General features: G+C 62.8%; 22 protein-coding genes. 4 read left to right on the forward strand and 18 right to left on the reverse strand.

What is annotated here, in order from left to right:
• Position 1 precedes the first annotated feature (1 nt).
• The 7 genes from tsaD to C7T36_RS03650 are packed head-to-tail and all read right to left on the reverse strand — an operon-like array spanning position 2 to position 6,449.
• Positions 2-1,039 (reverse strand): tRNA (adenosine(37)-N6)-threonylcarbamoyltransferase complex transferase subunit TsaD, encoded by a 1,038-nt coding sequence (gene tsaD, locus C7T36_RS03620; RefSeq protein WP_045070779.1) that lies wholly within the window; start codon positions 1,037-1,039, stop codon positions 2-4.
• Entirely contained in the window at positions 1,036-1,527 is a 492-nt protein-coding gene (rimI, locus tag C7T36_RS03625) for a ribosomal protein S18-alanine N-acetyltransferase (RefSeq protein WP_033231337.1), read from the reverse strand. Before rimI ends, tsaD begins: the two co-directional genes overlap by 4 nt.
• Entirely contained in the window at positions 1,524-2,171 is a 648-nt protein-coding gene (tsaB, locus tag C7T36_RS03630; protein ID WP_045070787.1) for a tRNA (adenosine(37)-N6)-threonylcarbamoyltransferase complex dimerization subunit type 1 TsaB, read from the reverse strand. The genes rimI and tsaB overlap by 4 nt, the downstream gene beginning before the upstream one ends.
• Before the next feature lie 53 nt (positions 2,172-2,224).
• Positions 2,225-2,707 carry a tRNA (adenosine(37)-N6)-threonylcarbamoyltransferase complex ATPase subunit type 1 TsaE gene (tsaE, locus tag C7T36_RS03635; protein WP_033231339.1) on the reverse strand — a complete coding sequence of 161 codons (483 nt, stop codon included), beginning with the start codon at positions 2,705-2,707 and terminating at the stop codon, positions 2,225-2,227.
• Positions 2,697-3,752: an alpha/beta fold hydrolase gene (locus tag C7T36_RS03640; protein ID WP_084703047.1), complete on the reverse strand. Its 1,056-nt coding sequence runs from the start codon at positions 3,750-3,752 to the stop codon at positions 2,697-2,699. The genes tsaE and C7T36_RS03640 overlap by 11 nt, the downstream gene beginning before the upstream one ends.
• Positions 3,749-4,954: an alanine racemase gene (gene alr / locus C7T36_RS03645; RefSeq protein ID WP_045070789.1), complete on the reverse strand. Its 1,206-nt coding sequence runs from the start codon at positions 4,952-4,954 to the stop codon at positions 3,749-3,751. The genes C7T36_RS03640 and alr overlap by 4 nt, the downstream gene beginning before the upstream one ends.
• A 55-nt stretch (positions 4,955-5,009) precedes the next feature.
• Positions 5,010-6,449 (reverse strand): NAD(P)H-hydrate dehydratase, encoded by a 1,440-nt coding sequence (locus tag C7T36_RS03650; RefSeq protein WP_045070791.1) that lies wholly within the window; start codon positions 6,447-6,449, stop codon positions 5,010-5,012.
• A 39-nt stretch (positions 6,450-6,488) separates the two neighbouring features.
• Here C7T36_RS03650 and C7T36_RS03655 point away from each other — a divergent pair, with 39 nt between their 5' ends.
• Positions 6,489-6,854, forward strand: a complete 366-nt coding sequence (locus tag C7T36_RS03655) for a plastocyanin/azurin family copper-binding protein (protein ID WP_033231342.1) — start codon at positions 6,489-6,491, stop codon at positions 6,852-6,854.
• 61 nt (positions 6,855-6,915) lie between these two features.
• Here the strand turns inward: C7T36_RS03655 and glmS are convergent, their stop codons facing one another.
• Complete coding sequence (gene glmS / locus C7T36_RS03660) at positions 6,916-8,778, reverse strand: glutamine--fructose-6-phosphate transaminase (isomerizing) (protein ID WP_033231343.1); 1,863 nt, start codon at positions 8,776-8,778, stop codon at positions 6,916-6,918.
• 89 nt (positions 8,779-8,867) lie between these two features.
• Between glmS and C7T36_RS03665 the strand changes: the two genes are divergently transcribed.
• The gene (locus tag C7T36_RS03665; RefSeq protein WP_045070794.1) at positions 8,868-9,725 is read left to right on the forward strand and encodes a dienelactone hydrolase family protein; all 858 of its coding nucleotides are present in this window, start codon (positions 8,868-8,870) and stop codon (positions 9,723-9,725) included.
• Positions 9,726-9,987: 262 nt separating this feature from the next.
• On the opposite strand, the gene C7T36_RS03675 is transcribed toward C7T36_RS03665, so the two are convergent.
• From C7T36_RS03675 to C7T36_RS03720, 9 genes are all read right to left on the reverse strand, one after another.
• Positions 9,988-11,253, reverse strand: coding sequence for a hypothetical protein (locus C7T36_RS03675; protein ID WP_045070798.1), 1,266 nt, complete (start codon positions 11,251-11,253; stop codon positions 9,988-9,990).
• Positions 11,253-11,570, reverse strand: a complete 318-nt coding sequence (locus C7T36_RS03680) for a hypothetical protein (RefSeq protein ID WP_045070800.1) — start codon at positions 11,568-11,570, stop codon at positions 11,253-11,255. Before C7T36_RS03680 ends, C7T36_RS03675 begins: the two co-directional genes overlap by 1 nt.
• A gap of 124 nt (positions 11,571-11,694) precedes the next feature.
• Positions 11,695-13,041: a phosphoglucosamine mutase gene (gene glmM / locus C7T36_RS03685; RefSeq protein WP_045070802.1), complete on the reverse strand. Its 1,347-nt coding sequence runs from the start codon at positions 13,039-13,041 to the stop codon at positions 11,695-11,697.
• 144 nt (positions 13,042-13,185) lie between these two features.
• On the reverse strand, positions 13,186-13,695 hold the full coding sequence (gene rpsI, locus C7T36_RS03695) for a 30S ribosomal protein S9 (protein ID WP_033231346.1): 510 nt from the start codon (positions 13,693-13,695) through the stop codon (positions 13,186-13,188).
• On the reverse strand, positions 13,692-14,135 hold the full coding sequence (rplM, locus tag C7T36_RS03700; RefSeq protein WP_033231347.1) for a 50S ribosomal protein L13: 444 nt from the start codon (positions 14,133-14,135) through the stop codon (positions 13,692-13,694). The genes rpsI and rplM overlap by 4 nt, the downstream gene beginning before the upstream one ends.
• A gap of 322 nt (positions 14,136-14,457) precedes the next feature.
• The gene (locus C7T36_RS03705) at positions 14,458-14,754 is read right to left on the reverse strand and encodes a WXG100 family type VII secretion target (protein WP_033231348.1); all 297 of its coding nucleotides are present in this window, start codon (positions 14,752-14,754) and stop codon (positions 14,458-14,460) included.
• A 117-nt stretch (positions 14,755-14,871) separates the two neighbouring features.
• Complete coding sequence (locus C7T36_RS03710; RefSeq protein WP_033231349.1) at positions 14,872-15,177, reverse strand: WXG100 family type VII secretion target; 306 nt, start codon at positions 15,175-15,177, stop codon at positions 14,872-14,874.
• A gap of 154 nt (positions 15,178-15,331) precedes the next feature.
• Positions 15,332-16,834, reverse strand: a complete 1,503-nt coding sequence (locus C7T36_RS03715; RefSeq protein ID WP_045070803.1) for a type VII secretion-associated protein — start codon at positions 16,832-16,834, stop codon at positions 15,332-15,334.
• Positions 16,816-20,826, reverse strand: coding sequence for a type VII secretion protein EccC (locus C7T36_RS03720; protein WP_045070805.1), 4,011 nt, complete (start codon positions 20,824-20,826; stop codon positions 16,816-16,818). Before C7T36_RS03720 ends, C7T36_RS03715 begins: the two co-directional genes overlap by 19 nt.
• Before the next feature lie 243 nt (positions 20,827-21,069).
• On the opposite strand from C7T36_RS03720, the gene eccD reads away from it, so the two are divergent.
• Positions 21,070-22,536: a type VII secretion integral membrane protein EccD gene (gene eccD / locus C7T36_RS03725; RefSeq protein WP_045070807.1), complete on the forward strand. Its 1,467-nt coding sequence runs from the start codon at positions 21,070-21,072 to the stop codon at positions 22,534-22,536.
• A gap of 17 nt (positions 22,537-22,553) precedes the next feature.
• Positions 22,554-23,957: a type VII secretion-associated serine protease mycosin gene (mycP, locus tag C7T36_RS03730; RefSeq protein ID WP_052683638.1), complete on the forward strand. Its 1,404-nt coding sequence runs from the start codon at positions 22,554-22,556 to the stop codon at positions 23,955-23,957.
• Here the strand turns inward: mycP and C7T36_RS03735 are convergent.
• Complete coding sequence (locus C7T36_RS03735) at positions 23,954-26,077, reverse strand: ABC transporter permease (RefSeq protein WP_045070809.1); 2,124 nt, start codon at positions 26,075-26,077, stop codon at positions 23,954-23,956. The genes mycP and C7T36_RS03735 overlap by 4 nt on opposite strands.
• Positions 26,078-26,225 lie beyond the last annotated feature (148 nt).

Here is a 26,225-nt window from a genome sequence, read left to right on the forward strand (position 1 = left end):
CCTAGCGCAGAACTTGGCTGATCGAGACGGACAATCCCGGATCGGTTGCAACGCTCAGTTCCGACGGCCCGGCTCCGGCACCGATCAGGTGCGCGGCCAGCGACGCGATCATCACTCCGTTATCGGTACACAACCTCGGCTTCGGGATACGCAGCGTGAGACCGGATTCGGCGCACCGCTGCTCGGCGAGGCTACGAATGCGAGAGTTCGCGGTTGCTCCTCCGCCGAGCACCACGGTGCCGACGCCGACATCCTTGGCGGCACGAACCGCCTTCATCGTCAGGACGTCGGCCACTGCCTCTTGGAACGACGCTGCGATATCCGGAATCGAAAAAGCTTCTTCTGCACGCTGTTTCGACTCCACATAGCGAGCAACGGACGTCTTGAGTCCGGAGAAGGAGAAATCGTGGCGCGAGTCGCGCGGGCCCGTCATGCCACGCGGGAACGGGATCGCGTTCGGATCACCTTCCTGCGCAGCCGCATCCAAGGCCGGTCCACCGGGGAACCCGAGACCGAGAAGCCTCGCAACCTTGTCGAATGCTTCACCGGCAGCGTCGTCGACGGTAGTTCCGAGTTCGACGATCGGCTTTCCGAGATCTTCGACGTGCAGCAAATGCGTGTGCCCACCGGAGACCAGAAGGGCCACGCACGACGGCAACGGTCCGTGCTCTAGGGTGTCGACCGATACGTGGCCACCGAGGTGATTGACCGCATAGAACGGGATGTTCCACGCTGCCGCATAGGCTTTGGCTGCCGCCACACCCACCAACAGGGCGCCCGCCAGGCCGGGTCCGATCGTCACAGCCAGAGCGTCGGGCTTCTCGATACCGGCCGCCGCGAGAGCACGCCGCATGGTCGGGACGATTGCCTCGAGATGAGCGCGCGACGCAACCTCAGGCACCACTCCGCCGTACCGGGCGTGCTGATCCACACTCGACGCCACTTCGTCCGCCAACAAATCGCAGGTTCCGTCACCGTTCCAACGAACGATGCCGACTCCTGTTTCGTCGCACGAGCTTTCGACACCCATGACGATCATGCTTGCTGCTCCTCATTCTTGCGAACACCTACGGCGGGCCGCCGCATCGTGAACGCATCTGCCCCGCTGGGCTGGTAGTACTTCTTTCGGGTTCCGACGATCTCGAATCCCTCACGCCGATACAGAGCGATTGCCGGTTCGTTGTCGGTGCGCACTTCCAGGAACACGTCTGCTCCCCGGTCGTCCGCGAGAGCCAAGAGCGCATCGAGCAAAGCCCCGCCGATACCGCGGCGCTGCGCACCCGGATCCGTTCCGATGGTGTGCACTTCGGCTTCGATGTTGGGCGGCGCGCCCAACAATGCAACTCCGGCGTACCCCAGAACACGACCGTCGGGCTCACGAGCCACGAAGTAGTGATTGTGCGAGCCGGCCAACTCGGAGACAAAAGCCTGAGCGGTCCACGGCCCGTCCCCCGCAAAGAGGGCACGTTCCAACTCGGCACACCGCTCGGCGTCGTCGACCGTCATCGACGTGATGGTGTAGCTCATTTGCCGCGTTCCGCCAAGGTCTTGGCGTCCGGGCGGCGTAGATACAGCGGCTCGAGCGGTTCCGGAATCGCACCGGCCAGAATGTCTTGCGCTGCAACAGTGACCAAACCGGCCGGAGACGGCGTCTCCGCAGGCTCGACCCGGAGATCGAAAAGGTCTACGTGCGAAGCAGATCCGGCAACAATCGTCGACGGCGACGCGTCGACGTCGCCCGGCGAATTCACTGCGGGGCCTTCCACTCGAACGCCCTCATCGTAACGAGCCCAATAGATTTCACGTCGACGTGCATCGGTGACGACAAGCAGGTTGCCTGGCGTCTGCACTGCCGCGGCAATGGCGTCGAGGCTGCACACACCGTAGACCGGGACACTGAGCGCGTCACCGAACGCGGCGCCGGTCGCCATCCCCACCCGCAGGCCGGTGTACGGACCAGGTCCCACGCCCACCACCACGGCGCCCAGGTCTGCCGGCGTGATCGACGCCTCGGCGAGGCATTCGAGAACATGCGGGGTAAGCACCTCGGCGTGTGCGCGGGGGTTCACTGTCACCCGAACGGCGAGCGTCGAAACCTCACCGAGAGGCGAGAGTGAGACAACTCCGGCGGTGACGGCCGGCGTGGAGGTATCAATCGCGAGAACAAGCACGATAACTCAGGGTACTCGCACGTGAAGAACTACTTTCAACGGTGGGAGCAGTGTCACGACGTCCATGCCCAACTGGCTGTCCGGACATCCGACTCGGGTTCACGGTGAAGCTGCACCCGCAAGTGACGCTCGACAAGGCGTTCCACGACGTCGCCGCCCCACTCCACCACGACCACCGCATCGGTGAGGTCGGTATCGAGGTCCAGGGCGTCGAGCTCGTCAAGAGCGTGCGGCCCGCTGTCGCCGAGGCGATACGCGTCGACGTGAATCATCCCGACGGGTGTTCCGCCGTCGGCGCGAATGCCGGGGCGATGCTCGCGCGCGATGACAAATGTCGGTGACGTCACGCGTCCCTGCACGCCGAGGCCCGCACCGATACCGCGGGTCAGTGCCGTTTTTCCGGCGCCGAGGGGACCGTCGAGAACCACGAGGTCACCGGCGACAAGTCCGGCCGCCAGCCTGCGACCGAATGCCTCCGTGTCTTCCGTCGTCTCCAGAGTGACGGTTCCTGATTCAGGGAGGGTTTCAGCCGACATCGGACCTCACTTGACTATGTGTACGTGAGACAAGACTCTCGATCGCATCCGTGACGATAGCCGGGAACTCCAGCTGGATCAGGTGACCGCCGCCGCGAATTCGCACCAATTCGGACTCCGGCAACGCATCCGCCAACAGTTGCGAGCTGGCAAACGGAATCATCATGTCCTGATCGCCGCAGATCACGACAGCCGGAGTGTGCGCGAGGACAGGCAGAGACCCACTCTCGTCATGCAATTCGAGGGTCCGCAGAAAATTGACGATGGTGACAACCGACGTGCGATCGAGCATCCCGTCCGACAGCTCGTGCAGTCGAGGGCTCACGTCCGTGCCGTACGACGCGGCCCGCAGGATCGGTGTGATGAGCACGCGCGCAGCGCCACGGGCATGCTGTACGACGCCCGGGGACGTCCGCACAGCCAGACGGAAACCGTCGATGATCGGATTCTGCAGATTGCGAGTGAGTCCGGTTTCGGCGAGACCCGCTGCGGTGGTCGATACCAACCCGACACCGACAACTCGGCCACCGGCGAACCATTCCGGTCGCTGACCGGCAAGCGCGAGCACTGTCATGCCGCCCATCGAATGACCGACAAGCACAACCGGACCGATCGGCACCTTGGCTTCGATGACCGACGCCAGGTCACGGCCGAGTTGCGAGACCGTACAACTCTTTGCGCGAGGCATGCCCGAATCACCGTGCCCGCGCTGGTCGTAGAACACCATCCGAACGTCGTCACCCCACCGCTCGGCAAGCTGACGACGCTGAAAATGCCAGGAAAACGCGCTCAGACAATATCCGTGCACAAAGACAACCGTCAGTGGAGCGTCGTCCGGCCCGACTTCGCGGACTGCCAGATCAACCCCGTCGTCGGTGCGTACAACGCTCGCGCGGTCCCGCGTCATCAGGTCGAAGTCTTCGTCTGCGTAGATCTCTCGACCTGGCCGAGTGGCCGTCTTCAACGCGTTGACGCCGGCCATGGAACCGAGTGCAATCGCACTGAGGAGCCCACCGAGGATGCTCATTCGTCCTGCAGTCTTCACGAGATACCCTCCCCGCCGATGTACGTACGTTCGGTTCGCCCGCGCAGGCCGGTCACGATCTCGTAGTGAATGGTGTCCAGCACTTCCGCCCAGGCTTGCGCGTTGGGTTCGCCCTGATCGCCGTTGCCGAAGAAGATGGCGGTGTCGCCCTCGCGCACACCGTCACCATCTGGTCCGAGATCGACCATCACCTGGTCCATGCAGATCCGTCCGACGGCTTGACGACGCTTACCGCCGAGTTGGACCTCGAAACGCCCGCTCAACGAGCGCGGAAGCCCGTCGGCATAGCCGACGGGGAGCAGTGCCAGGGTGGTGTCGCGCGGCGCGGTCCAGAGGTGTCCGTAGGAAACCCCCTCACCGGCGGCCACCTTCTTCACCAGAATCACCTTCGCTCGCAACGTCATTGCCGGTCGGAGACCGAAATCGCCCATCTCTGGTACGGGCGACAACCCGTATATCGCAATTCCCGGCCGAACCATGTCAAATCGCAGGTCAGGACGGGTTACCGTCGCCGCCGAGTTGGAAAGGTGCACAACCTCGGGTTCGAATCCGTGAGCCCGGACGTCGGCAACTGCATCGATCAGACGTTGCTTCTGGTGGTCGATGACGTCGTGGTGCGGTTCGTCCGAATGCGCCAGGTGCGAAAACACTCCGCGCAACCGGATCGTGCCCTCGTTTCGCGCCGCGACGAGGTCTGCCAGCATCTGCGGCCAGTCGGTCTGCGAGACGCCGTTGCGATTGAGTCCGGTGTCGACCTTCAGCGTCACCGTGGCAGTTCGTCCGAGATCCCGCGCGGCGGTCACCACCGCGGCCAGGTGCCGCGGAGACGAAACCCCGATTTCCACGTCGGCGGAAATGGCGGCGGCAAAATCGGCGTCGACGCCATGCAGCCACGCCAGTACCGGAGCGGTGATCCCCGCTGCCCGCAGGACCAAGGCCTCGCCGATCGTGGTGACACCGAGTTCGCGGGCACCGGCGGAGAGTGCAGTGCGCGCAACAGCAACGGCACCGTGGTTGTACCCGTCAGCTTTGATGACTGCCATCAGTGCCGCGTCACCGGCGAACTCACGAAGAACCCGTACGTTGTGGGCGATGGCATCGAGGTCCACGACCGCCTCGGTCTGCGGACCTCCTGTTGCCGCGACGCTTGCCGACTCCCCTTCTTCTGGGTCTTTCGGGGCTCTTCCTTCGGCAAGCTTCATGGCGTCAATCCTGCCACTCTCGCGAGTTCCGACATCAATTCGGGTTTGACATCACTCAATTCCGCGCGACGCTGCGCAACACTCTTACTGCGTCACGCACACTCCCGAGCAGCGGCGATGCCGAGATCGGTGCACCGGCAACGTCGGCGTGGCCGCCTGCGGCCGCCAAGTTCGCGGCAAGAGAGTGTGTTCTGGCTCCCACGGCCGCAGCGTCGAGCGGTGCAAGCCCGGCAGCGAGCAGCGCCCCGATCACACCGGACAAAACGTCACCCGATCCGGCCGTCGACGCCCACGAGCCACCCGCATCATTGACCAACACCTGTCCGCCTCCATCAGCGATCACTGTCGTATGACCCTTGAGGAGCACCGTCGCACCGAGATCCGATGCCAAAGCGCGCGCGGCACCGACCCGATCAAGCCCCACCTCGGTGCCCGCCAATCGTGCGAACTCACCCGCGTGTGGAGTCAGAAGCGTCGGTGCGGTGCGCCGACGTGCCAGATCAAGATTCTCGGCCAGCAAGCTCAACCCGTCCGCATCGACCAGGACCGGGACATCCGTCGCAAGAACAGATGCAAGCAGCGCCGCCGCGTCGGCATCGGTTCCCATACCCGGACCGACCACCCATGCCTGCACGCGCCCCGCGTCTTCGAAGGCCGCGCTTGCGATCACCTCGGGGAAACGTGAGAGCACCTCGGCCGCGCCGTGACCCGCGTAACGCACCAGACCCGACGTCGCCGTGACCGCTGCCCCCGTGCACAACACACCAGCCCCCGGATACTGCGCACTCCCCGCAATCACCCCGACAACGCCCTGCGAATACTTGTCGTCACTCGGGCCCGGAACCGGCCAGCGCGCCCCCACTTCCGCCGGATCGAGGGCGCGGAAATCCGGCTCCCCGAGATCCAGACCGATGTCGATCAGCTCCACCCGACCGCACCGCTGCGGCGCCAGGACATGCACGGGTTTGAGCGCGCCGAACGTCACCGTCACTGCGGCTGTCACCGCAGGCCCGTCGACGCCCCCGGTGTTCGGGTCCACACCACTGGGAAGATCCACCGCCACGATCGGGCAGCGGACTTGCTCCACCAGCGCGGCCGCCGCAGGGCGTAACGAACCACGACCCGAAATCCCGACAATCCCGTCGACCACCAGATCCGGTGTACCGAGGTCGGACTCGATACGCCCACCCGCTCGGCGGAAGGCCTCGAGGCCCCGCCGGTGCGCGCGCTCCGGGTCGAGTAGGACCGCACGCACAGCAACTCCGCGCTTACGTAAGAACGCTCCGGCCCAGAGCGCGTCACCGCCGTTGTCGCCACTGCCGACCAGCAGAGTCACCGACTTCGAAGCGAGTAATCCTGTGTACAAACGCAATTCGTCGGCAACAATCCGAGCGAGTCCGTACGCGGCCCGGCGCATCAACACTCCGTCGGGCAACGACGCCAGCAACGGCGCCTCCGCTTCGCGAACCTGATCTGCCGTGTAGTACCCGCGCATGCCGGAACCCTTCGTTTGCCAGTCGCTACCCTCGGAACCATGAAATCACGTCTCGTCCCGATGTTCGCGGGCCTCGTGCTCACCGCCGGCCTCGTCGGGTGCAGTTCCAGCACGGATTCCACCCCTAGTGCGCCCGAAACCACGCTGAGTGGCCCCGTCGTCACCGTCACCGGGATGGCCTACTCCCCCGCATCCATCACCGTGAACGTGGGTGACACGGTCACCTGGGTGTTCGACGACGGAGGCATGGCCCACGACGTCAAAGGCATCGGCAGTGCCCGAAGCCTGCTCCGAAGCCCGCTCAAGAAGTCGGGCACCTACACGGCCACCTTCGACGAACCCGGAACCTACGACTACACCTGCACACCGCACCCCGACATGCGAGGCACTGTGATCGTTCAATAGCTGTCGGCAGCAATGAGGCCCGCAACCGGAAGGTTGCGGGCCTCACTGATTTCACCGAAAACTATTCGACGGTAACCGATTTCGCCAGGTTACGCGGCTTGTCGACGTCGTAGCCACGTGCCGCGGCGACCTCCGCGGCAAAGATCTGCAGCGGTACCGTGGACAGCAACGGCTGCAAGAGGGTCGGCGACGCCGGGATCTCGATCAGGTGATCCGCGTGCGCACGTACTGCGTCGTCACCTTCCTCGGCGATCACGATCGTCGTTGCACCACGCGCCTTGATCTCCTGAATGTTGGACACCAACTTCGAGTGCAACACCGCACGGCCCTTCGGCGACGGCATGACGATGATGACCGGCAGGCCCTCCTCGATCAACGCGATCGGCCCGTGCTTGAGCTCGCCCGCCGCAAAGCCCTCTGCATGCATGTACGCAAGCTCCTTGAGCTTGAGCGCACCCTCGAGCGCAACCGGGTACCCAACGTGACGCCCCAGGAACAGAACCGTCGACGCATGCGCAAACGTGCGAGCCAGCTCACGGATCGGTTCCGCGTTCTCGATGACCTTGCTCACCAGAGCCGGCATCGCCTCGAGGTCCGCGTACTCACGGGCAACTTCGTCCGGGTACTTGGTGCCGCGCGCCTGCGCCAAGGCCAACCCGACAAGGTAATTTGCCGTCACCTGCGCCAGGAATGCCTTGGTGGACGCGACGGCGATTTCCGGTCCCGCCCGCGTGTAGAGAACAGCGTCCGCCTCACGGGGGATCTGCGCGCCGTTGGTGTTGCAGATCGCGAGAACCCGAGCCTTCTGATCCTTGGCATGCTTGACGGCTTCGAGCGTATCGGCGGTCTCGCCGGACTGCGAGATGGCAACAACCAGCGTCGAACGGTCCAGAACCGGGTCCCGGTAACGGAATTCGCTCGCCAGCTCCACCTCGACCGGAAGCCGAGTCCAATGTTCGATCGCATACTTCGCCAACAAACCGGAGTGATACGCGCTGCCACAGGCCACGACAAAAACCTTGTCGACGTCGCGCAGTTCCTGGTCGGACAACCGCTGCTCGTCGAGAACGATCTTGCCGTTCTCGAAGTGCCCGAGAAGCGTATCCGCAACTGCGGTCGGCTGCTCCTCGATCTCCTTGAGCATGAAGTAGTCGTGACCGCCCTTTTCGGCAGCCGCAAGATCCCAGTCGATTTGGAACGGGCGCCCCTGCGCTTCGTTGCCGGAGAAATCGGAGATCCGGTAGCTGTTCGCGGTGATCACCACCGCCTGATCCTGACCGAGTTCCACCGCGTCGCGTGTGTGCTCGATGAACGCCGCCACATCGGAACCGAGGAACATCTCGCCCTCACCGACACCCACCACCAACGGCGTCGAACGACGCGCAGCGACAATCGTGTCCGCATGATCGGCGTGCGTGAACAGCAACGTGAACGCGCCTTCGAGACGACGGACAACCGACAACGCGCTCTCGACGAAATCACCCGCAGTCGGGCCCTCCGCGTACGCACGCGCCACCAGATGGACCGTTACCTCGGTATCGGTGTCACTGAGCAGTTCGATGCCGGCAGCCTCGAGCTCAGCACGCAGCGGAGCGAAGTTCTCGATGATGCCGTTGTGGACCACCGCAAGCTTCCCACTCGCGTCGCGATGCGGGTGGGCATTCCGATCGGTCGGTCGACCATGTGTAGCCCACCGGGTATGACCCATGCCCGTTGAGCCGACAAAGCTGTCCGCACCGATCTCTTCCAACTCAGCTTCGAGGTTGGCCAGCTTCCCTGCCTTACGCTCGATCTCAACGCCACCCACTCCGTCGAGAATCGCGATTCCCGAGGAGTCGTAGCCGCGATACTCCATTCGCCGCAAAGCCTCCACCACGACACCCAGAGCTGGGCGGTGGCCGACGTATCCCACGATTCCGCACATGGTGAATCAGGGTACTTGGACACCCGTGGCACGCGCATTCTGCGGTTGCCAGGGCACGCCGACGGCCACATCGGATAACGTCTTGATCCGTGGCACCGAAACTGAAGGCACTGACCCGTGAGCTGTCCAAGCGCGGACCGCACCGCGTTCTGCGCGGCAACCTCGCTCTGGCCGGTCAACCAGGAGTCGTCTACACCCCGGAAACGGGCTTCAATCTCCCCGCCGTCGCCTTCGGGCACGGCTGGATGGTCGGTGCGCACAAATACGAACAAACACTTCAGCATCTCGCTTCCTGGGGAATTGTCGCCGCAGCACCCGAAAGTGAGCGTGGCCCCGTCCCCTCGCACCTCGGATTGGCCGCAGACCTGCGCTCGACCCTCGACATCTGCGTCGGTGTCCGACTCGGTCCCGGGCAGATCAGCGTTCATCCTGACCACGTCGCATTTGCCGGACACGGGATGGGTGCCGGTGCCGCGGTCCTCGCAGCCGCACAACGTGGAAACGTCGCCGCCGTCGCCGCACTCTTCCCCGCACCCACCGCCCCCAAAGCCGAGAACTACGCGTCCAAGATCACAGCCCCCGGGCTGATCCTCGCCGGCGAGGACGACGTCGACTCACTCACCAGCAACGCCCGCCCGCTCACCCGAGAATGGGGCGGACCCGTAATCGGACGAACCATCGACGACGCCCAGGATGCTGGTCTCATCGAAGGGCGTCGCCTTCTGGGAGCATTGGGCCTCGGCGGCTCCGAACGCAAAACGCAGGCCACGACGCGTTGCCTACTGACGGGATTCCTTCTATTCCACCTGACCGGCGACAAGCGCTACGAAGCATTTGCCGATCAGGACACCGAATTCCCGCACACCTCGCCCATGTTCGACGCGGATACTCAGTCCGACACCCACTCTCAGTCCGATGCTCGCCGGAGCCAGGCAGTTTCCCGGTAATCAGCACTCGAATCTCGTACCGGCTGGCCGGACTTCGCAGCGTCGCCAGGCATCGCGGTATCGCCAGGCATCGACGCGGACGCTGATCGCAGAAACGCGCCCTGTTCGAAGGGCAAACGCCCGAACTCCTTCACACCGGTAGACAATTCGCCGAATTGTGCACACCGCTGTTGGTGGTCACGTTCGGCAGCAGATCGTCGCATGCGAAATTCGGCGAGTTGCGAATCCATGGCCGCATTGATGGCGACGAACTGCGACAAACTCATATCGGCCCCGCCCCGGCTAATTCGGCTCCGGTCACAATCGGTTCGTTCAGCGACTCACGGTGTTCTGGCGGTGCAGGGTCTTCTGACGGCGCAGTGTCTACTGGAGTTGGATTCGGGGGTTGGTACGGCTGCGGCGCGGGCTCCGGCGCCTCGGACATTACGGGAGCGGCATCCGTCTCCACCGCGATTCTCGGCCAGCCGTGCTCGTCCAATTCCACAGTGACAGTGACGGACTCCCCTGACAGGTCACGAACTTCAAGACTGACCCCACGTCCGTCCGGCGCGAGCGAGAACCCCCAGGTATTTGCACCGACCGCCAACTCGAGTGCAGGTGCAACCCTGTCCCCCGACGGTTCGGCTGCTTGCGGCACGGATGTCTGCGCTGCGTCGGCCGGAACTGAAGAATGCCGCGTTTCGGTAGATTCACTCTCGACCGGAAACAGTTCGGAGACGATACCGGCGGCAACCCCGAAAGCGTCGGTCAGAGCCACCCGTGCCTGCTCGCAGGCGCGGTCGAACTCGTCGCGGGTATCCACGTACACAGGCCTGAAGATCTGATCGATCCAAGGTCTGACGAGATCTGCTGCTGCTCTACAAGTTTCGACCTGATCGACCGGCGCGGCATATCGTACTGCTCTGAATTGCTCATCCGACAACGGCGCAAACCACGTGGCAGCCTTGGCAACTGCGTCGACGCCCCCTTGCTGCGTGCTCACGTCCACCAGCTGATCGATGCGCTGCGCATCGATACCGCCGATCGTTTCTCGATTCAGCGACGCAACCTTGAAAGCCTTGTCCACCACAGCAGTTCGAACGATTCCTGCCAGCTCGTCGGCGACGGAAATCAGCAACGGCATGGCTTCGACATCGACTTCCGCTCTTCGCTGCTCGTCGCGCACTCGTCCGGCAACGTCGTCCACAGCCTCGACATTCCAGATCTCCGCGAGCGACTCGGACAGGACCGCGAAGTCCTGCGAATCGCGCGACGACGCTTCCGCCGCAAGGGACATCGTCGACACGTCAGCGTGCAGAGCCTGCAGATCGATTCCCGATTCGGCACGATACATCTCGTCGTAGCTACCCAGCGGTCGCATTTCGATACCGAGACGAGTGGCCGCGTCGTGAAAACGCTCGAAGAAATCCAATCCGACGCCACCGGAGTCGAGAATTTCGTCCGGAACCGACAACGAATTACGTTGCGCAATAATAGATTCCGCAGCATCTGCCGAAGCTGTCGACGTGGCCGCATTGCGAATCGGCATCAGAAACCTGATTTCGTATACTCGCGGCTGTGCATTCGCAATTGGTCTGCCAATCTCAGATCGACATCCGCAATCGCTTGGGCGGAAGTACCGATACGCGCGCCGAGAGCCTCGACGAACTGGGCACGTTCCACCATCCGTATCCGGAGCCCACCCAGCGCAGCAGCTAGCGTGTTGCCACACTCGACGTAATCCCGGCCTGCACACGCGCCCGAGAACTCGGGAAATTCCAACGTTCGTGCAGTCACACCCATCTGTTGCGCAAGCGCCGCTGTCCGACGCTCGAGCTCATCGGTAGCAGTGTGGTCGATATCCATGCGGAACTCCGTTTCGCCCGGCCGCACGAAAGATCCGGCGGTCCATGACTACTTGGACGCACGAACCCCGTGGGTCGTTCCCACCAGAATTCAGTTCCCCACCGGACGATCACGCTACATGCGGTTACACCGCTGCGACGGTTTCTGCCAGCTCGTCGGCAAGCTTGCGTGCCACACCAAGATCCGCAGCTTCGACCATGACTCGCACCAATTGTTCGGTACCGGAAGGTCGAAGCAGAACACGGCCGGCGTCACCGAGCACACGCTCGGCATCGGCGACCGCTGCCATTACCGAGGTCGCTGCGGCAACTGCTGCTTTGTCTTCCACCCTCACATTCACCAAGACCTGCGGAAGCGACGTCATCGTTGCGGCGAGCTGCGAGGACGACTTACCCGTCTGCGCCATCCTGGCCAGCAATCGAAGTCCGGTGAGCACGCCGTCTCCGGTTGTTCCGAATCCGGGGAACACCACGTGTCCGGACTGTTCGCCGCCCAAGCTGTATCCGCCGGTACGAAGTTCTTCCAACACATAGCGGTCACCGACCGCCGCTGTGACCACGTCGATACCCGCTGCCCGCATCGCAAGGTGCAAACCCAGGTTGCTCATGACGGTCGCCACGAGTGTGTTGTCGACCAATTCTCCGGATTCGTGCATCGCCACCGCCAGCACCGCCATGATCACGTCGCCGTCGATCACTGCCCCGGTCTCGTCGACGGCGAGGCAACGGTCGGCGTCACCGTCGTGGGCAAGACCAAGATCGGCGCCGTGCTCGACCACTGCTTTCTGCAGATTCTCCAGGTGAGTGGATCCACAACCGTCGTTGATGTTGAGGCCGTCCGGTTCGGCGCTGATCGCGATCACCGTCGCACCCGCAGCCCGATAGGCCGCCGGGCCGACCTCGGAGGCTGCCCCGTTTGCGCAGTCCACAACAACGGTCAGGCCGTCGAGCGGCTGCGTCAGAGCGGTGCCGAGATGCTGCAAGTAGAGCGCAGCGGCATCACCGGCCGAGCGTACTCGCCCGATACCCGCGCCGGTCGGCAACTTCGGCGCCACACCACCGTCGATGGCGGCCTCGATTGCGGCCTCGACATCGTCGTCGAGTTTGTGTCCACCCGCGGCAAAGATCTTGATGCCGTTGTCCGGCATCGGATTGTGAGAGGCGGAGATCATCACGCCGAGACTCGCATCGAACAAACCAGTCAGATAGGCAACCGCTGGTGTCGGCAGAACGCCGACATCCAAGACGTCGATGCCGGCCGAAGTCAGCCCCGCCGTGACAGCTGCCTGGAGCATTTCACCGCTCGCACGAGGATCGCGTCCGACGACCGCGGTCGGGCGGCGGGTGCCACCACCGGTTGATTCAGCTGCCAGAACATGCGCAGCCGCTATCGACAATCGCAGCGCAAGATCCGCCGTCAGATCACCATTGGCCAAGCCGCGCACACCGTCAGTTCCGAACAACCGCCCCATCGAACAACTCCCTGAATATCTTGTGCGAGTTCTGTGAAATATCTTTCCCGAAAAACACAAGAGCAGGCGTCCGGTAACGATGGACGCCTGCTCTCGAGTCGAACAGGTGCCGAAGCAGACCAGCCGGTCAACCTCGGCGAAGCATCAACGCTTCGAGTACTGCGATGCCTTACGAGCCTTCTTCAGTCCGTACTTCTTACGCTCGACTGCGCGAGCGTCACGGGTCAGGAAGCCGGCCTTCTTGAGTGCCGGACGATCATCGGGGGTGACCTCGATGAGCGCACGAGCGATAGCCAGACGCAACGCGCCTGCCTGACCGGACGGTCCGCCACCGTGCAGCAGTGCAACGATGTCGAAAGACTCGGGACGCTCAACCGTAACCAGCGGAGCCTTGATCAGCTGCTGGTGCACCTTGTTCGGGAAGTAATCCTCGATGGTGCGGCCGTTGAGCTTGAACTGGCCGGTGCCGGGGATCATGCGGACGCGGACGACCGCTTCCTTACGACGACCAACGGTCTGGATCGGGCGATCGATGACGATCGGTGCCAGCGTAGCCGCTGCAACCTCTTCGACGACCTCGACTGCTTCGGCGGCGAATTCTTCCACTGCCTCGATGTTTTCTTCGGTCACGTTCTGCTCTTCCGGCGATGTCACTGTGCGACCTGCTTGATCTCGAACGGCACCGGCTGCTGCGCGGTGTGGGGGTGATTCGGGCCCGCGTAGACCTTGAGCTTGCTGCTCATCGCGCGACCAAGCTTGGTCTTCGGGAGCATGCCGACGATGGCCTTCTCCACGAGGCGATCGGGGGTCCGGTCGAGGACCTCTCCGACGGTGCGGGACTTCAGGCCACCCGGGAATCCGGAGTGGTGGTAGACCTTCTTGCCAACGAGCTTGTTGCCGCTGATGGCAACCTTCTCGGCGTTGATGACGACGACGAAGTCGCCACCATCGATGTGCGGAGCGTAGGTGGGCTTGTGCTTACCGCGCAGCAGGGTCGCTGCCTGAACGGCAAGACGGCCCAGCACCACGTCGGTGGCGTCGATGACGTGCCACGTGTGGGTCACATCTCCGGCCTTCGGGGTGTACGTAGACACAGAACTTCCTCGTCTTAATTCATTCCACTGCTGACCATGTGCGTATCGCATAGACAATTCTCGGCGGCCAGTTGAGACCCGAGAACCGCTGGACCCTGCGCATCGAGTTCCGGGAATCGAACGTGCAGTCGAACACACGATCAAACATCCGGACATCAACATGCGGAGGCCTACGGCACGCCACCGATAGACGATACCGGTATCAACCGTCTCCGGTCAAAGAGAGTCCGGACTACCGTTGGCAGCATTCATACAAGAGCTTTCTACCCCGACGACCGATGCTCGTCGGGGTAGAAAACGGAAAGCCACATGCGACGTGAAGTCAGCGCCCGAAGCCGTTCGCGGCGGCGCGATCGGCGTCGCGCATCGAATCGGAACCACTCGCGGTTGCGTTGGCGATCTGAGCCAGCACGATGTTCAGCTCTTCCGACGCCTGCCCCCACCGACGCTGAGCGTCGTTCCAGGCTTCAGAACCCGCACCTTCCCATCCCGCCTGCAGGTTGTCGACAACAACCTTGATCTCGCCCTGCTTGTCGTTGATCGCCTGCGCCTGACGCTTCATTTCGTCAGACAACATGGCAAGTCCGCCGAAGTCGTACCTGATCATGTTCTCGCTCATAACCACTCCCGTTCCACTTTATGTCCGTATCGAATCTGATCTCTGTATGTCTGTCGCATCCGGGACGATCTCAGTCGACTCACCGAATGTTCTTGCGCGGAGCCTGATTCAGAGCACTCAGGACATGTTGACGGTCGCGCCGCGCAACGAACTCACGTTGTCGGATTCTGCGCTGTCGAACGTTCCGGCCGACTGCTTGATCTGCTCACAGATATCGCCCAGCGCCGTATCGAGCTTCATGGCAGCGTTGTTGTAGCGCACCATGATGTCGGCGTATTCGGTGTGCGCACTGCCCTTCCACGAACCGCTCGACGCCTCCGCCTCGGATCGAACAGCATTCACCAGTCCTCTGATGTCGCCCAAATGGCCGTTGATGACATTCGCCGAACTGATCAATTCAGCGGTAGTTGCGGTAAAGCCCATGTTTCCCCCTGGTTGTGATGTGCATGCGCGGTGTCGGCGGTGGCTCACATCCGGCGGACCTTCACCGGCAACAAGTACCTGATGTGCGCTACACATACTTGGACGCCGCGCACTCGCCGACGGTTCCGGCGGTTCGAAAAGAAATTTCGCGCGGTCAATTCACGAACAACAGTGATTCGACGATCTGAACGCACTCCGGCTCGAACGCGTCCCATTCACCGACGAGGTACTGGCACCCGATACTCACCTGCCTGCCACGTTCGACAAATACCTGCCACCGAACTTCGGAATATCCATCCGGAAATTCCCTGTACAACAGAACCTTTCGTCCGTCCACGGCAACAGTGGACTCGAGGTTTCCGAAGCGGAGTGGATCCTCTATCGCCGAAAGCTGCTCACGCAGATCGATCTCGACCGCGTCGAACTCGACGCCTGCACGGAGCTCCTTCTCGACGATGACGATTTTGCGATCATTCCCAGACGCCGGAATCAAGTCCATCCGTCCTGCGGCCGATCCGCCGCGATCGGGCGCCCACCCCGCCGGCACGACAACGCTCACGTTGCCACCGGCGAGCGGGATTGTTGTCGTCGCCACGGCCGACGTAGTGGAAGGCACCAGCGTGCTCGGCTGGGCACTCCCCAGTGTGGTCGGTTGTGCGGTCGGCGGCACCACATCGGCAGACTCACCGTCAGTAGTTCGGGCTTCGACCGCAGTACCTTCGACCGCAGTGCCTTCGACGCCGGCTCGCCCGGTCGCGACCGCCACGCCCACCCCGAGCAGTCCGACAACAACGACTGACACCGCCAGCGCCGGCAACCATCGGCGCTGGCGGACACCCGAATCGGCTGGCGTGACCAGCCTTGACGGCGGCACCCACCGATCTCCGAATGCCGAGTTGTCCACAGCCCGACCCGCCGAATTTTCTGCTGTGACCGACTCCAGACGCACCCGCGGATCAACGATCGCTCGCACGATCCGACTCTCGTCGAGAACACGCACGCTCGCATAGCCGTGAATGCTTCGCGACCCACGCTCCAAGGACGACGCAATCGAATGCGAATGTCGCCCGACAACTACTACAGAGTCCCGAACTGTCAGTTCCTCGAATTCACCGAATAGTTGCGGCAATTCCGACAGTGCTCTGCGCTGGGTGTTCATGAGCGTGACGTCTCCGTCGAAATCGCGCACACACGAAACGACAACGTCACCACCGCGGATCTCCACCACGATGCACCTCGCTCGCCAGCTCCCCCGGGTGGCGCGCGCAATCGCAATCGCGGTCGGGACCAGGACAACGTCGTACCCGACCTGGCGCGCAGCGTCGAGCAACCGTCCCTTTCGGGTATTTCCCCACTCGGTCGGATAGCTCAGGTACAGCACATCCGCATCTGCCAGACCGCAACCTTGCACGGTGTGCAAAATCAAGTGCACCAGTTCGAGATCGGTAGGCACGATTCGTCCACCGATCTCCATGTAGTTGTCGTCGATGAAATCGAGCGGATTGACTGCAGGCAACGCGGCGGCCGGCGACGAATGCTGCTCGGTGTCGACTCTGCAACAGAATTCGCGTTGCCCGGTTGCCGACCACGCGTTGGACGAACCTATATGAACAGACACCGACAACGTGTGACCCGATGTCACAGCGGTGGCATCCACGGTAGCTGCACCAGCTGGGTCTGCGACCGAGACACGTACGTACCCCGCCCCTGCGGCATCTCGGAACCACGCACGGCGCCAACCAGATTCCCCTCGTCGCGGCTGCCACTCATCACGACGCCGGCAGGTGCCATGTCGCGGATCCGGGCAATCACCGGTTCGAACAGTGCACGCCCTGCCCCGCCGGATCGTCGGGCGATCACCAGATGCAGCCCCACGTCCTTCGAGTGGGGAATGAACTCGAGCAATGCCGCCACCGGGTTGCCGGTGGATGTTGCCACCAGGTCGTAGTCGTCGATGATCACGTAGATTTCCGGTCCCGACCACCACGAGCGTTCTCGCAGTTGTTGTTGCGTCGTATCCGAATTCGGCATTCTTCCGCCGACGATCCGAGCAAGGTCCGCCATCAGTTCACCGAATGTCGCCGCTGAGGCCGAGTATCCACCGAGGTGATTGCCGTCGACCACACCCAACATCGAATGGCGATAGTCACCGATGATCAATTTCGCCTGCGCCGGTGTGTTCGACGCCATGATCCCTTCGGCTATGCCGCGGAGCAGCGACGTTTTCCCGCAGGCGGTATCGCCGAATATCAGGAGGTGCGGATGCTCCGCGAAGTCCATGTAGACAGGTTCGAGGTCGGTTTCACCCAGCCCGACAGGTACCCGCAGACACCGACCGTCACCCGCGCTTGCCTGCGGCCACCTGTCTCCGATAGACGCGAGAAGCTCTGCACGCGTATATGATTCAGGGAGCATCCGAACTGGTGGAGCGGGTCGGGACGTCGACATAGCCGCGATGCGGATCACCGAATCAGATACCGCGGCGCTCAGTTCTACGCTGCTGGAGATGCCATCCATACGCGGAAGCCCGGTCAACAAGTGCAAGCCTTCACGAGTGATACCGCGCCCCGCATGACGTTCCGGAACCAGATTCGCTTTCTGGCGCCCCGCGTCGGAGTCTCCTGGGTCACCCAGGCGAAGTTCAATCCGCGTGCCGAGCTGATCCTTCAATGCCGGCCGAATATCTGCCCACCTCGGCGCGGTGACCATGACGTGAACCCCGAATGACAATCCCTGCGCCGCAAGGATACTGATCGGCCCTTCCAGAGATTCGAAGTCGGAACGAACGCTTGGCCACCCGTCGATCACCAGGAAGACATCGCCGAACCTGTCGCGTTCGAGGCCGGCGGCGACACCAACTCCGCGGGGATCGGCAGTGCGCAGTCGCCGGAATTCGCCCATCGAGTCGATACCGAGTTCACGGAAGAGTCGCTCCCGTTGCTGCACTACCGTCGAAACCTCCGCCACTGTTCGCCGGACCCTGTCCTGATCGAGACGATTTGCCACCGAACCGACGTGCGGAAGGTCCCGCAGTCCCAGCAAGGTTCCGCCGCCGAAATCGAGGCAATAGAACTGCACCTGCTCCGCGGTATGCGTCAGAGCAAACGCCATGATCAGGGTCCGCAGTGCCGTCGATTTCCCCGACTGCGGGCCGCCGACGATCGCTACATTTCCGGTCGACCCGTTGAGGTCGACGACAAGTGGGTCGCGCCGCTGGTCGAACGGCCTGTCGACAATTCCGAACGCTGCACTCAAATTTCCACGGGGCAGATTCGGATCACGCGACACGGCGCGCGGAAGAAGCTGATCGAGCGTCGGAGACTCGGAGAGCGGAGGAAGCCACACTTCGTGCGCGCGCGGACCGTGCTCCTTGATCCTGTCGACGAGAACTCCCATGAGCGTTCGTGATTCGTCACCTGCCTCCCCCATATCTACGAAGTCCGGCTCCACCACATCCTCCGGGAGGTGATCACTGATCACCGTCGCAGCGGTGAACAACACCGGAGCGAGACCGACGGATTGTTCCGTCGCAAGTCGCGTCGGCGCAATCCTCGCACCCTCGTAGGGTCCGGAGACGTACGCGCCTTGAAAGCGCACGATCTCGGCAGAATCCGCTTTCACATATCCGGCGCCTGGATTTCCGGGTAGATAGTATGCGTCGGGGACCCCCAACACGGTCCGAGACTCGTTGGCGGAGAATGTCTTCAAGCCGATTCGGTACGACAGATGACTGTCGAGCCCACGCAGTTTCCCTTCGTCCAGACGTTGGCTGGCAAGCAGCAGGTGGATGTGCAGCGATCTGCCGAGCCGGCCTATTGCCACGAAGAGGTCAGCGAATTCCGGTTGTTGACTGAGCAATTCGGAGAACTCGTCCACTACGACGAACAGGGCAGGCAGCGGGTCGAGTGCGGCACCCGCCATCCGGGCTTTTTCGTAGTCCGACACATTTGCGAAGTTTCCCGCGGCCCGGAGGAGTTCTTGACGACGGTTCATTTCACCGGCAAGTGCGTCGCGCATTCGGTCCACCATGGCCAGTTCTTCGGCAAGGTTGGTGATGACGGCCGCAACGTGCGGTGCCTCTTCGAGACCGAGGAAGGTTGCCCCACCCTTGAAATCCACGAGGACAAGATTGAGGGCGTTCGGCGAGTGTGTCGCGATCAAACCCAGCACAAGCGTCCGAAGAAACTCCGATTTTCCCGAACCAGTTGCCCCGATACACAAACCGTGCGGCCCCATTCCGTTCTCAGCGGATTCCTTGAGGTCGAGTTCGACAGGTTGACCGTCGGCACCGACACCGATCGGCACCCGCAGTCGATCACGTCCCTGGCGAGGCAACCACGCATGCTCCGGGTTGAACCGCGCAGCGTTTCCGATGCCAAGCATCTGACTCCACGAGCGCGACGCCGTGTCGTCGTCCCCCGAATCGACAGCGTTCTGTGAAGCAGCACGGTACGGCGCCATCCGTCGGCCGAAGGTCTGGGCGGTAGTCGTGGAAACGGAATCAGGGCGCGCAAACTTCTCGACGCCGGCACTACTGACCGCGCCCACTTGATCGGGAGCGACCACCAGACGCAAACCACGACTGGCCGACAACGACGACGAGAAACCACACAGGTCCAGGATCGTCACCGAATCCAGACCCGCTCCCGTCAACAGACCCGAATCGCCTTCCAGCAATCCGCCGTCGACGACAACGACGACATGCGGCACACCTGACGATGCGGGCGCGTTTCGCGAGAAGCGGCCTCGCATCGAAAGTTGCTCACCCAGAGCACCTTCCAACTCGAGATAGGAGCCGTACACCATCCGCGCCGCGCCCGCCCCGTCATATGCCTCCGGGTGCTGCGTGTGCGGCAACCACTTGACCCATTCCCATTCGACCTGAGTATCGGGGCCACGCACCACAGCGATCTGCAATATGTCAGGACCGTGAAAAGTACACAACTGCATCAACATCGCCCTGACCAACGACCGCGCCGCGTCCCGCTGACCTTCGAGCGCTATCGAGGCGAACCCCCGCAGCGATACCGCAGTCGGAAGATCCTCGACCACCGAATGGGAACGGACAAATCGTCGAAGCGACACGGATGCAACCGGTTCGAGGTCTTCAACCGGTCCGGTCTCCGGCGAGATCAGACGAGTCGCCAGCCTCTGACTGCCGAGACCGACACGCACGTGACAATAATCGGGGTCCGTTATCTGACGCTCCCACATGCGTGACGTGCCTGCCAGGGTCCACAGCAACGACGGCTGCGGACTACTCCATTCGAGTGCCCGACGTTGCGCCTGCCCGGTCTCGTCGACATCACGACGCAACTGATCGAGATAACGAAGATAGTCCTTACGGTCCTCGTTGACCTCGGCGGTCCGCGCGCCACCACTACGGCCCCCACCGGCCAGCATCCCGAGCATCGAGACCATCATCATGATCGGAAACAACAGGGACATGGGATTTCGCGCCATTCCCGACGTGAACATCAACGCGACCATGCCGATCATTGCCACCACCATCACCACCGGCAGCAATTTGGTCAGCAGATTGCCAGGAGTCGCACGAGGGATCTCGGGCGGCGCCTGCAACGTCACCTCGCCGCCTGGCGCCCGCGGCGCCTCACGCCGAGCCCGACGCAAAAATCTGACTGTACTCACTTCGCCCCCTACAGCGCTGCGATGTGTCCGACATCAACCGGACCGCCCCCACGGCACAAAGTCCACGCAACGAGAAGACACTAACCCATCGGGCCGACAAGACCTTCGAGCGCAACCGTTCCACTGGAGCAGTGGCGGCAGCAATTCCCAGTCCGGTGTCGTATGGTTCCGATAAAGAAGGGGGACGCGAACGGGGAATCGCGTCGAAGGGTGGGGTTCGACAGTGAACAGTGGGGTTGATTCATGAGCATGTCGACAACCGACACGGCGCCGGCGGCGCCAGGTGATCGTCGTAGCGCACCGTCGGCAGAGCTGTGTCGACTGACAGTTCTGTCGGCACATTCGCAGGTCGATCTCGCAGTGCCGCTGCGCATTCCGCTCGTACTGGTCATTCCCGGCATAGTCGACACTATTCGAAGCCACAGCGGCTCCAACGATTTCGACACCGTATCCGAACAATTCGAACCGACGGACTGGACACTGGCCAAGGTTGGCCGCGCACCGCTGTCGGGCACGCTCTCCCTTCACGAGCATGGAATCCGTGACGGAGAACTACTCGTTCTCGAAGCCGCGGACGCTGCCGCTCCACCGCCGTTGTTCGACGACATCATGTACACCGTCGCCGCCACCGACGCGCAGACCTACCGGCGGTGGACACCACTAGCCGCACGGATCACCGGCTCTGTGATCGCTGTCCTCGCATCGATGCTCGGCTCCGCCGCGCTGATTGTCGGCGCAACCGGAATATCGGGTGCCACTTGCGCTTTCATCACGTCCCTTCTACTGACCATTGCGTCGATCGTGACAGCCCGCGTCTACCACGACAGTGGAAGCGCACTGGTCCTCGGTTGCGCCGGCGTTCCACTTGCATTCACGGCTGGTCTCCTTGCCGTGCCCGACGACCTAGAGGCGCCACACCTTCTCATGGGTTCCGTGCTCGTCGCATCGGTCGCCTTACTATGCCTGCGCCTCTGCGGCGTCGGGTTAGCCACATTCACAGCCCTTTTCGGCATCTCGTTGGCCGCAACCGTAGCTACTGCGGCAGCAACGCTGCTGCCGCGCGTTTCGCTGGAAACGATCAGCGCAGTCGCCATCGCACTCGCGCTGATCACCCTCGCCTACTCGGCCCGGCTATCGATGATTCTTGCCAAGCTTCCGTTGCCACCAGTGCCGGTACCGGCAAATCCCTTGGACGAAGCTCGTGATCTTGCCGCCGAACCCGACATGCCGAATTTCGACGAACTGACCGAGCGAACCGGACGCGCCCGCAGTTACCTGACCGGTTTGGTGGTCGCGACATCCGTGACGGCGATGACCGGTGCGCTGAGCGTGGCCGCGGTCCATACCGACGACGGAATCGTCTGGTCCGGCCTTGCCCTTGCCGGAGTCACCGCAGGCGTTCTGATGCTCCGCGGACGCACATTTGCCGGTACCGCCCAGGCGGTTCCCCTCATCGCGTGTGGGGCTGCCATCGTGCTAGTTGTTCTGGGCGCCCAGATCTGGTCACACAAGGACGACGCCGTCGTCATATTTGCCCTCGCCATGGCCGTTCTCATCCTGGCACTCGTGCTCGGCATCCTCGCACCGAACCGGGTGTTCAGCCCGGTGATGCGACGGGTTGCAGAGTTGGTCGACTTGGCTGCAATCGCGCTGATCGTGCCTCTGATCTGTTGGGTGACCGATCTATTTTCGGTCATGCGCGGACTCTGAGCGTCGGACATACACGCATGAACCGTGGAATATCCTGGACTTCGACACTCCTCGCCATCGCCGCACTCGCACTATGTGCGGGGCAAGGCGTAGCTGTCGGCGCGATGCCGCCACCCGTCGATCCGTTGATGCTTCCCGAAGACGGCCCCGCGGCGCCACCGCAAGCCACGCAACAGCGCACTCTGTGCGTCCCGGCAGTGTCGGGCGGCGACGGTGCCAATGTCCCTCCTGCCCAGCTGGACTTGGCATTCGATGCGGTCTGGCCGATCACGACCGGCGCAGGGCAGCGTGTCGCGGTGATCGATACCGGAGTCAGCCGTCATCCCCGACTTCCCAATCTGGAACCCGGTGGCGACTACGTGGGAGCTGCCGACGGAACGGAGGATTGCGACGCCCACGGTACCGTCGTCGCTGGGTTGATCGGCGCTCAACCTGTGACTGGGTCAGGCTTCTCCGGCGCCGCACCCGGCGCGACAATCATTACGATCCGACAGTCCAGTTCGGCGTACTCCCTTGCCGGCAGCCAAGGCGACCCGAACATCGCCGAGAACTCGTCGGGGTACGGAAATGTCGACACGATGGCCATGGCTGTCCGTCACGCCGCCGACATGGGAGCCACCGTCATCAACATCTCCGAAGTTGCGTGCAAGTCGGCAGCCGAGGGTATCAACGATCAACGCCTCGGTGCCGCAATCCAATACGCCGCGCTCGTCAAGGACATCGTTGTCGTGGCCGCGGCAGGAAATGTCGGATCCGGCGGCTGCAAGACCCAGAATCCCACTCCTAGCCCGCTGACACCCCATGCTGACCTGTGGAATTCGGTCAACACGCTCGCCAGCCCCGCCTGGTACGACGACTTCGTACTGACCGTCGGATCCGTCGATCCCAACGGGGCGGCAAGCTCGTTCAGCCTCGGTGGTCCCTGGGTCGATGTGGCCGCTCCCGGTACCGCAGTAGTGTCACTCCATCCCACCGAACCTGGGTTGACCAACGGAACGTACGGCCCGGACGGCTCCGTTCAAGCAATCAACGGGACAAGTTTTGCGGCGCCGTACGTCGCGGCAACCGCGGCGCTGGTTCGATCCCGATACCCGGATCTCACTGCTGCACAGGTAGTTCAGCGCATCGAGTCGACGGCGCACGCCCCGGCCGAGGGCTGGAACCCCTACGTCGGGCATGGGGTGGTCGATCCGTTGGCAGCCGTCACCGCGCTGCCGAGCGATGTCGAAACCTATCCGCTCGGTCACCACACCTCGACTCTGGCTGCGCTGCCCGTACCGCCGCCGCCCGACAACCGCGCGCGCGACGCGGCTCTCCTGGGCGTCGCGGCCGTAGGTTCGCTCGGTGTCCTCGCCCTGCTGTCATCGTTTCCGATACGTCGTGTGTTTGCAGAGCGAGGACACCGTTCACGTCGTCCCTAAACAGCAGACAGCTGAGCATGGGGCAGATCCGCGTGCTCCGGGGGCAGATCTTCGGCCCGAGCGGAACGAACCTTGTCGATGACCATGACGCACAGCAAGGAGACAACGCCCCAGATCACAAACGTGATCAGATGCGACCCGACTGTGTCCGCGCCGAAGTACAGAATCGACCGTACCGATTCCACGGCAGCAGGCATCGGCAGGATGCCGTGGAGCACTCGGAATATCTCTGGTTCCATGTAGACCGACATCGCACCACCAGACGCCGGAACCCCGAGGAACATCAAGATTGCGACCGCCGGGATGACTGCGAGGAGCCCGAGTAGCCGTGCGAACACCGTCGTGAACAGCGCGGTACAGAAGATCGCGACGATTCCGGTTCCGAAGAGCTGCCAGAAGTGGCCGTCGATCGCTCCGACTATAGGTCCGGCAATTGTCCAGATCACGGCGGACATGAAGACCGACCACCCGGCTAGCACCGGGAGCAGAGTCCGCAACTTCATCACCGTGGGCGCAGCACTGCTCGCGACGACGATGATCATGAAGCCGGACATGATCCAGCCCATCGCAATGTACATACTGACCGTGCCGCTGGAATCGGAATCGGCAAGCGGCGCAAGATCCTGCGTGGTCAGCGGCACCTGCTGGCCCTGGGCAACCTGCGTGAAAACAGCTGCCACGGCTTGCTGCTGGCTCATGCCGGCAGCTTGGCTGGTGATCAGAGTCGCGGTCGGCGAATCGGCGGAGGGCAGTACGTATGCTGCGACAACCGTGCGGTCCTGAACGAGCTGGCGGGCTTCGTCCACCGAATCGACTGCACGCAGATCGAACAATCCGCCCAAGTTCTGTTCCAGTCCCACAACGGCCTGCTCAGCTTGCTCGCTCGAAGCGGCAACCACAGCGACCGGCATGTCACGGGGCGCCGGCTGATACATCGCTCCGAGCATGACCGAAAGCATCAGCACAACCATGGCAAACGGGAAGAACGCGAGAGTCGCGTACCGAACCTTGTTGCTGGTCGGACGTGGCCCAGCAGTCAGCGACGCCATGGAAACCTCAGGCGCTCCACCGTCAGGACTGCGACGACGCTTGAGCGCGTCGACGCCCAAGGTCGCGAGAAGCGCAAGCGCTGCTCCGAGCGCCAAAACGATCAGGTGCGAGCCGAGACCGTCCCCGCCGAAGTACAGCACTGATCGAAGCGCCTCACCCGTTGCCGCAGTGGGCAGGAATCCGTGCAGCGTCGCGTAGATCGACGGCAGGGTGTAGACCGACATTCCCATGTTCGAGGCCGGGACGCCGAGCACCATGATGAACAGCATGCCGACCAGAACCGCCATCGGCCCGAATATCCGGGTAAGGAACAACTGCACGGAACCGACGGAAAAGACAGCGAGCCAGGAGATTCCGAGAACTGCCGCCGTATGGCCCTCGACTGCACCGAGAATCGGGCCGGTGACCAACCACACGAGCGCTGCGATCAGCGCAGACCATCCGGCAAGAAGTGGTACGACTCGGCGGAATCGCAGCAGCTCCGGCGAGTTGGACAGCGTGATACTCAGCGGCATGTAGCCCGCAAGCATGAGCGCTGTGGCCATGAACATCGCCGCCAGACCAGCGGTGTCGTGGGCAGGCAGTGGAGCCAGATCCTCGACCGTCACGTTGAGCCCCTGCTCCAGCACCTGTGGGGCGACAAGTCCGGTCACTGTCGAGACTTGAGCAGCACCGGCCGCACTCGCGGTGTAGACCGTTGCTGTGTCGCCGCCCGTAGCGGGCAACGACACGACGCCGGATACCTCACGGCCCAGGAGGAGTTGACGTGCCTCGTCCTCGCTACTGACTACTCGCACATCGACGGCCGACGGATCGGACGCCTCGAGCGCAGCAGCAAACTGATCGGCCTGCTGGATCGGCCCGGCCACCGCAATCGGCATGTTGTTCGGGGAAGGCGCGTGCATCGCGGCCAGATACCCCGTGATCATCATGCCGACCATCAGGAAGGGCAGCAGAATCATCGCGACATATCGGCCGATCTGCTCTTTTCGGGCTCGAGCAGCAGCAGCCTCGACTTCCGTGGGCTCGCCTGGCGGATGCTCGGTTTCCGGCGATGCGGTGGTGGTCATAGTCGAACTCCTAAATATCAAAAATTACGCTGCGCGTCTTAAAAAAATTACGCCGCATGACTTAAAATGGCAATCGGTAGAGTCGTGACGTTGATCCCACTTCCGCGGCGTCGCGCCGGAAGACCAGTCAGGGAACCAGCAAACGGAG

The organism is Rhodococcus sp. AD45-ID (assembly GCF_003023755.1).
Classification (GTDB): domain Bacteria; phylum Actinomycetota; class Actinomycetes; order Mycobacteriales; family Mycobacteriaceae; genus Rhodococcus_F; species Rhodococcus_F globerula.

Coding starts and splice junctions, on each gene's coding strand:
- tsaE (WP_033231339.1), bottom strand. CDS start 2,707: ATGTCGGCTGAAACCCTCCCTGAATCAGGAACCGTCACTCTGGAGACG.
- eccD (WP_045070807.1), top strand. CDS start 21,070: ATGAGCATGTCGACAACCGACACGGCGCCGGCGGCGCCAGGTGATCGT.
- C7T36_RS03680 (WP_045070800.1), bottom strand. CDS start 11,570: ATGGATATCGACCACACTGCTACCGATGAGCTCGAGCGTCGGACAGCG.
- tsaD (WP_045070779.1), bottom strand. CDS start 1,039: ATGATCGTCATGGGTGTCGAAAGCTCGTGCGACGAAACAGGAGTCGGC.
- C7T36_RS03710 (WP_033231349.1), bottom strand. CDS start 15,177: ATGGGCTTTACCGCAACTACCGCTGAATTGATCAGTTCGGCGAATGTC.
- alr (WP_045070789.1), bottom strand. CDS start 4,954: ATGAAGCTTGCCGAAGGAAGAGCCCCGAAAGACCCAGAAGAAGGGGAG.
- C7T36_RS03675 (WP_045070798.1), bottom strand. CDS start 11,253: ATGCCGATTCGCAATGCGGCCACGTCGACAGCTTCGGCAGATGCTGCG.
- mycP (WP_052683638.1), top strand. CDS start 22,554: ATGAACCGTGGAATATCCTGGACTTCGACACTCCTCGCCATCGCCGCA.
- glmM (WP_045070802.1), bottom strand. CDS start 13,041: ATGGGGCGGTTGTTCGGAACTGACGGTGTGCGCGGCTTGGCCAATGGT.
- C7T36_RS03735 (WP_045070809.1), bottom strand. CDS start 26,077: ATGACCACCACCGCATCGCCGGAAACCGAGCATCCGCCAGGCGAGCCC.
- C7T36_RS03650 (WP_045070791.1), bottom strand. CDS start 6,449: ATGCGCGGGTACTACACGGCAGATCAGGTTCGCGAAGCGGAGGCGCCG.
- rimI (WP_033231337.1), bottom strand. CDS start 1,527: ATGAGCTACACCATCACGTCGATGACGGTCGACGACGCCGAGCGGTGT.
- glmS (WP_033231343.1), bottom strand. CDS start 8,778: ATGTGCGGAATCGTGGGATACGTCGGCCACCGCCCAGCTCTGGGTGTC.
- C7T36_RS03655 (WP_033231342.1), top strand. CDS start 6,489: ATGAAATCACGTCTCGTCCCGATGTTCGCGGGCCTCGTGCTCACCGCC.
- C7T36_RS03705 (WP_033231348.1), bottom strand. CDS start 14,754: ATGAGCGAGAACATGATCAGGTACGACTTCGGCGGACTTGCCATGTTG.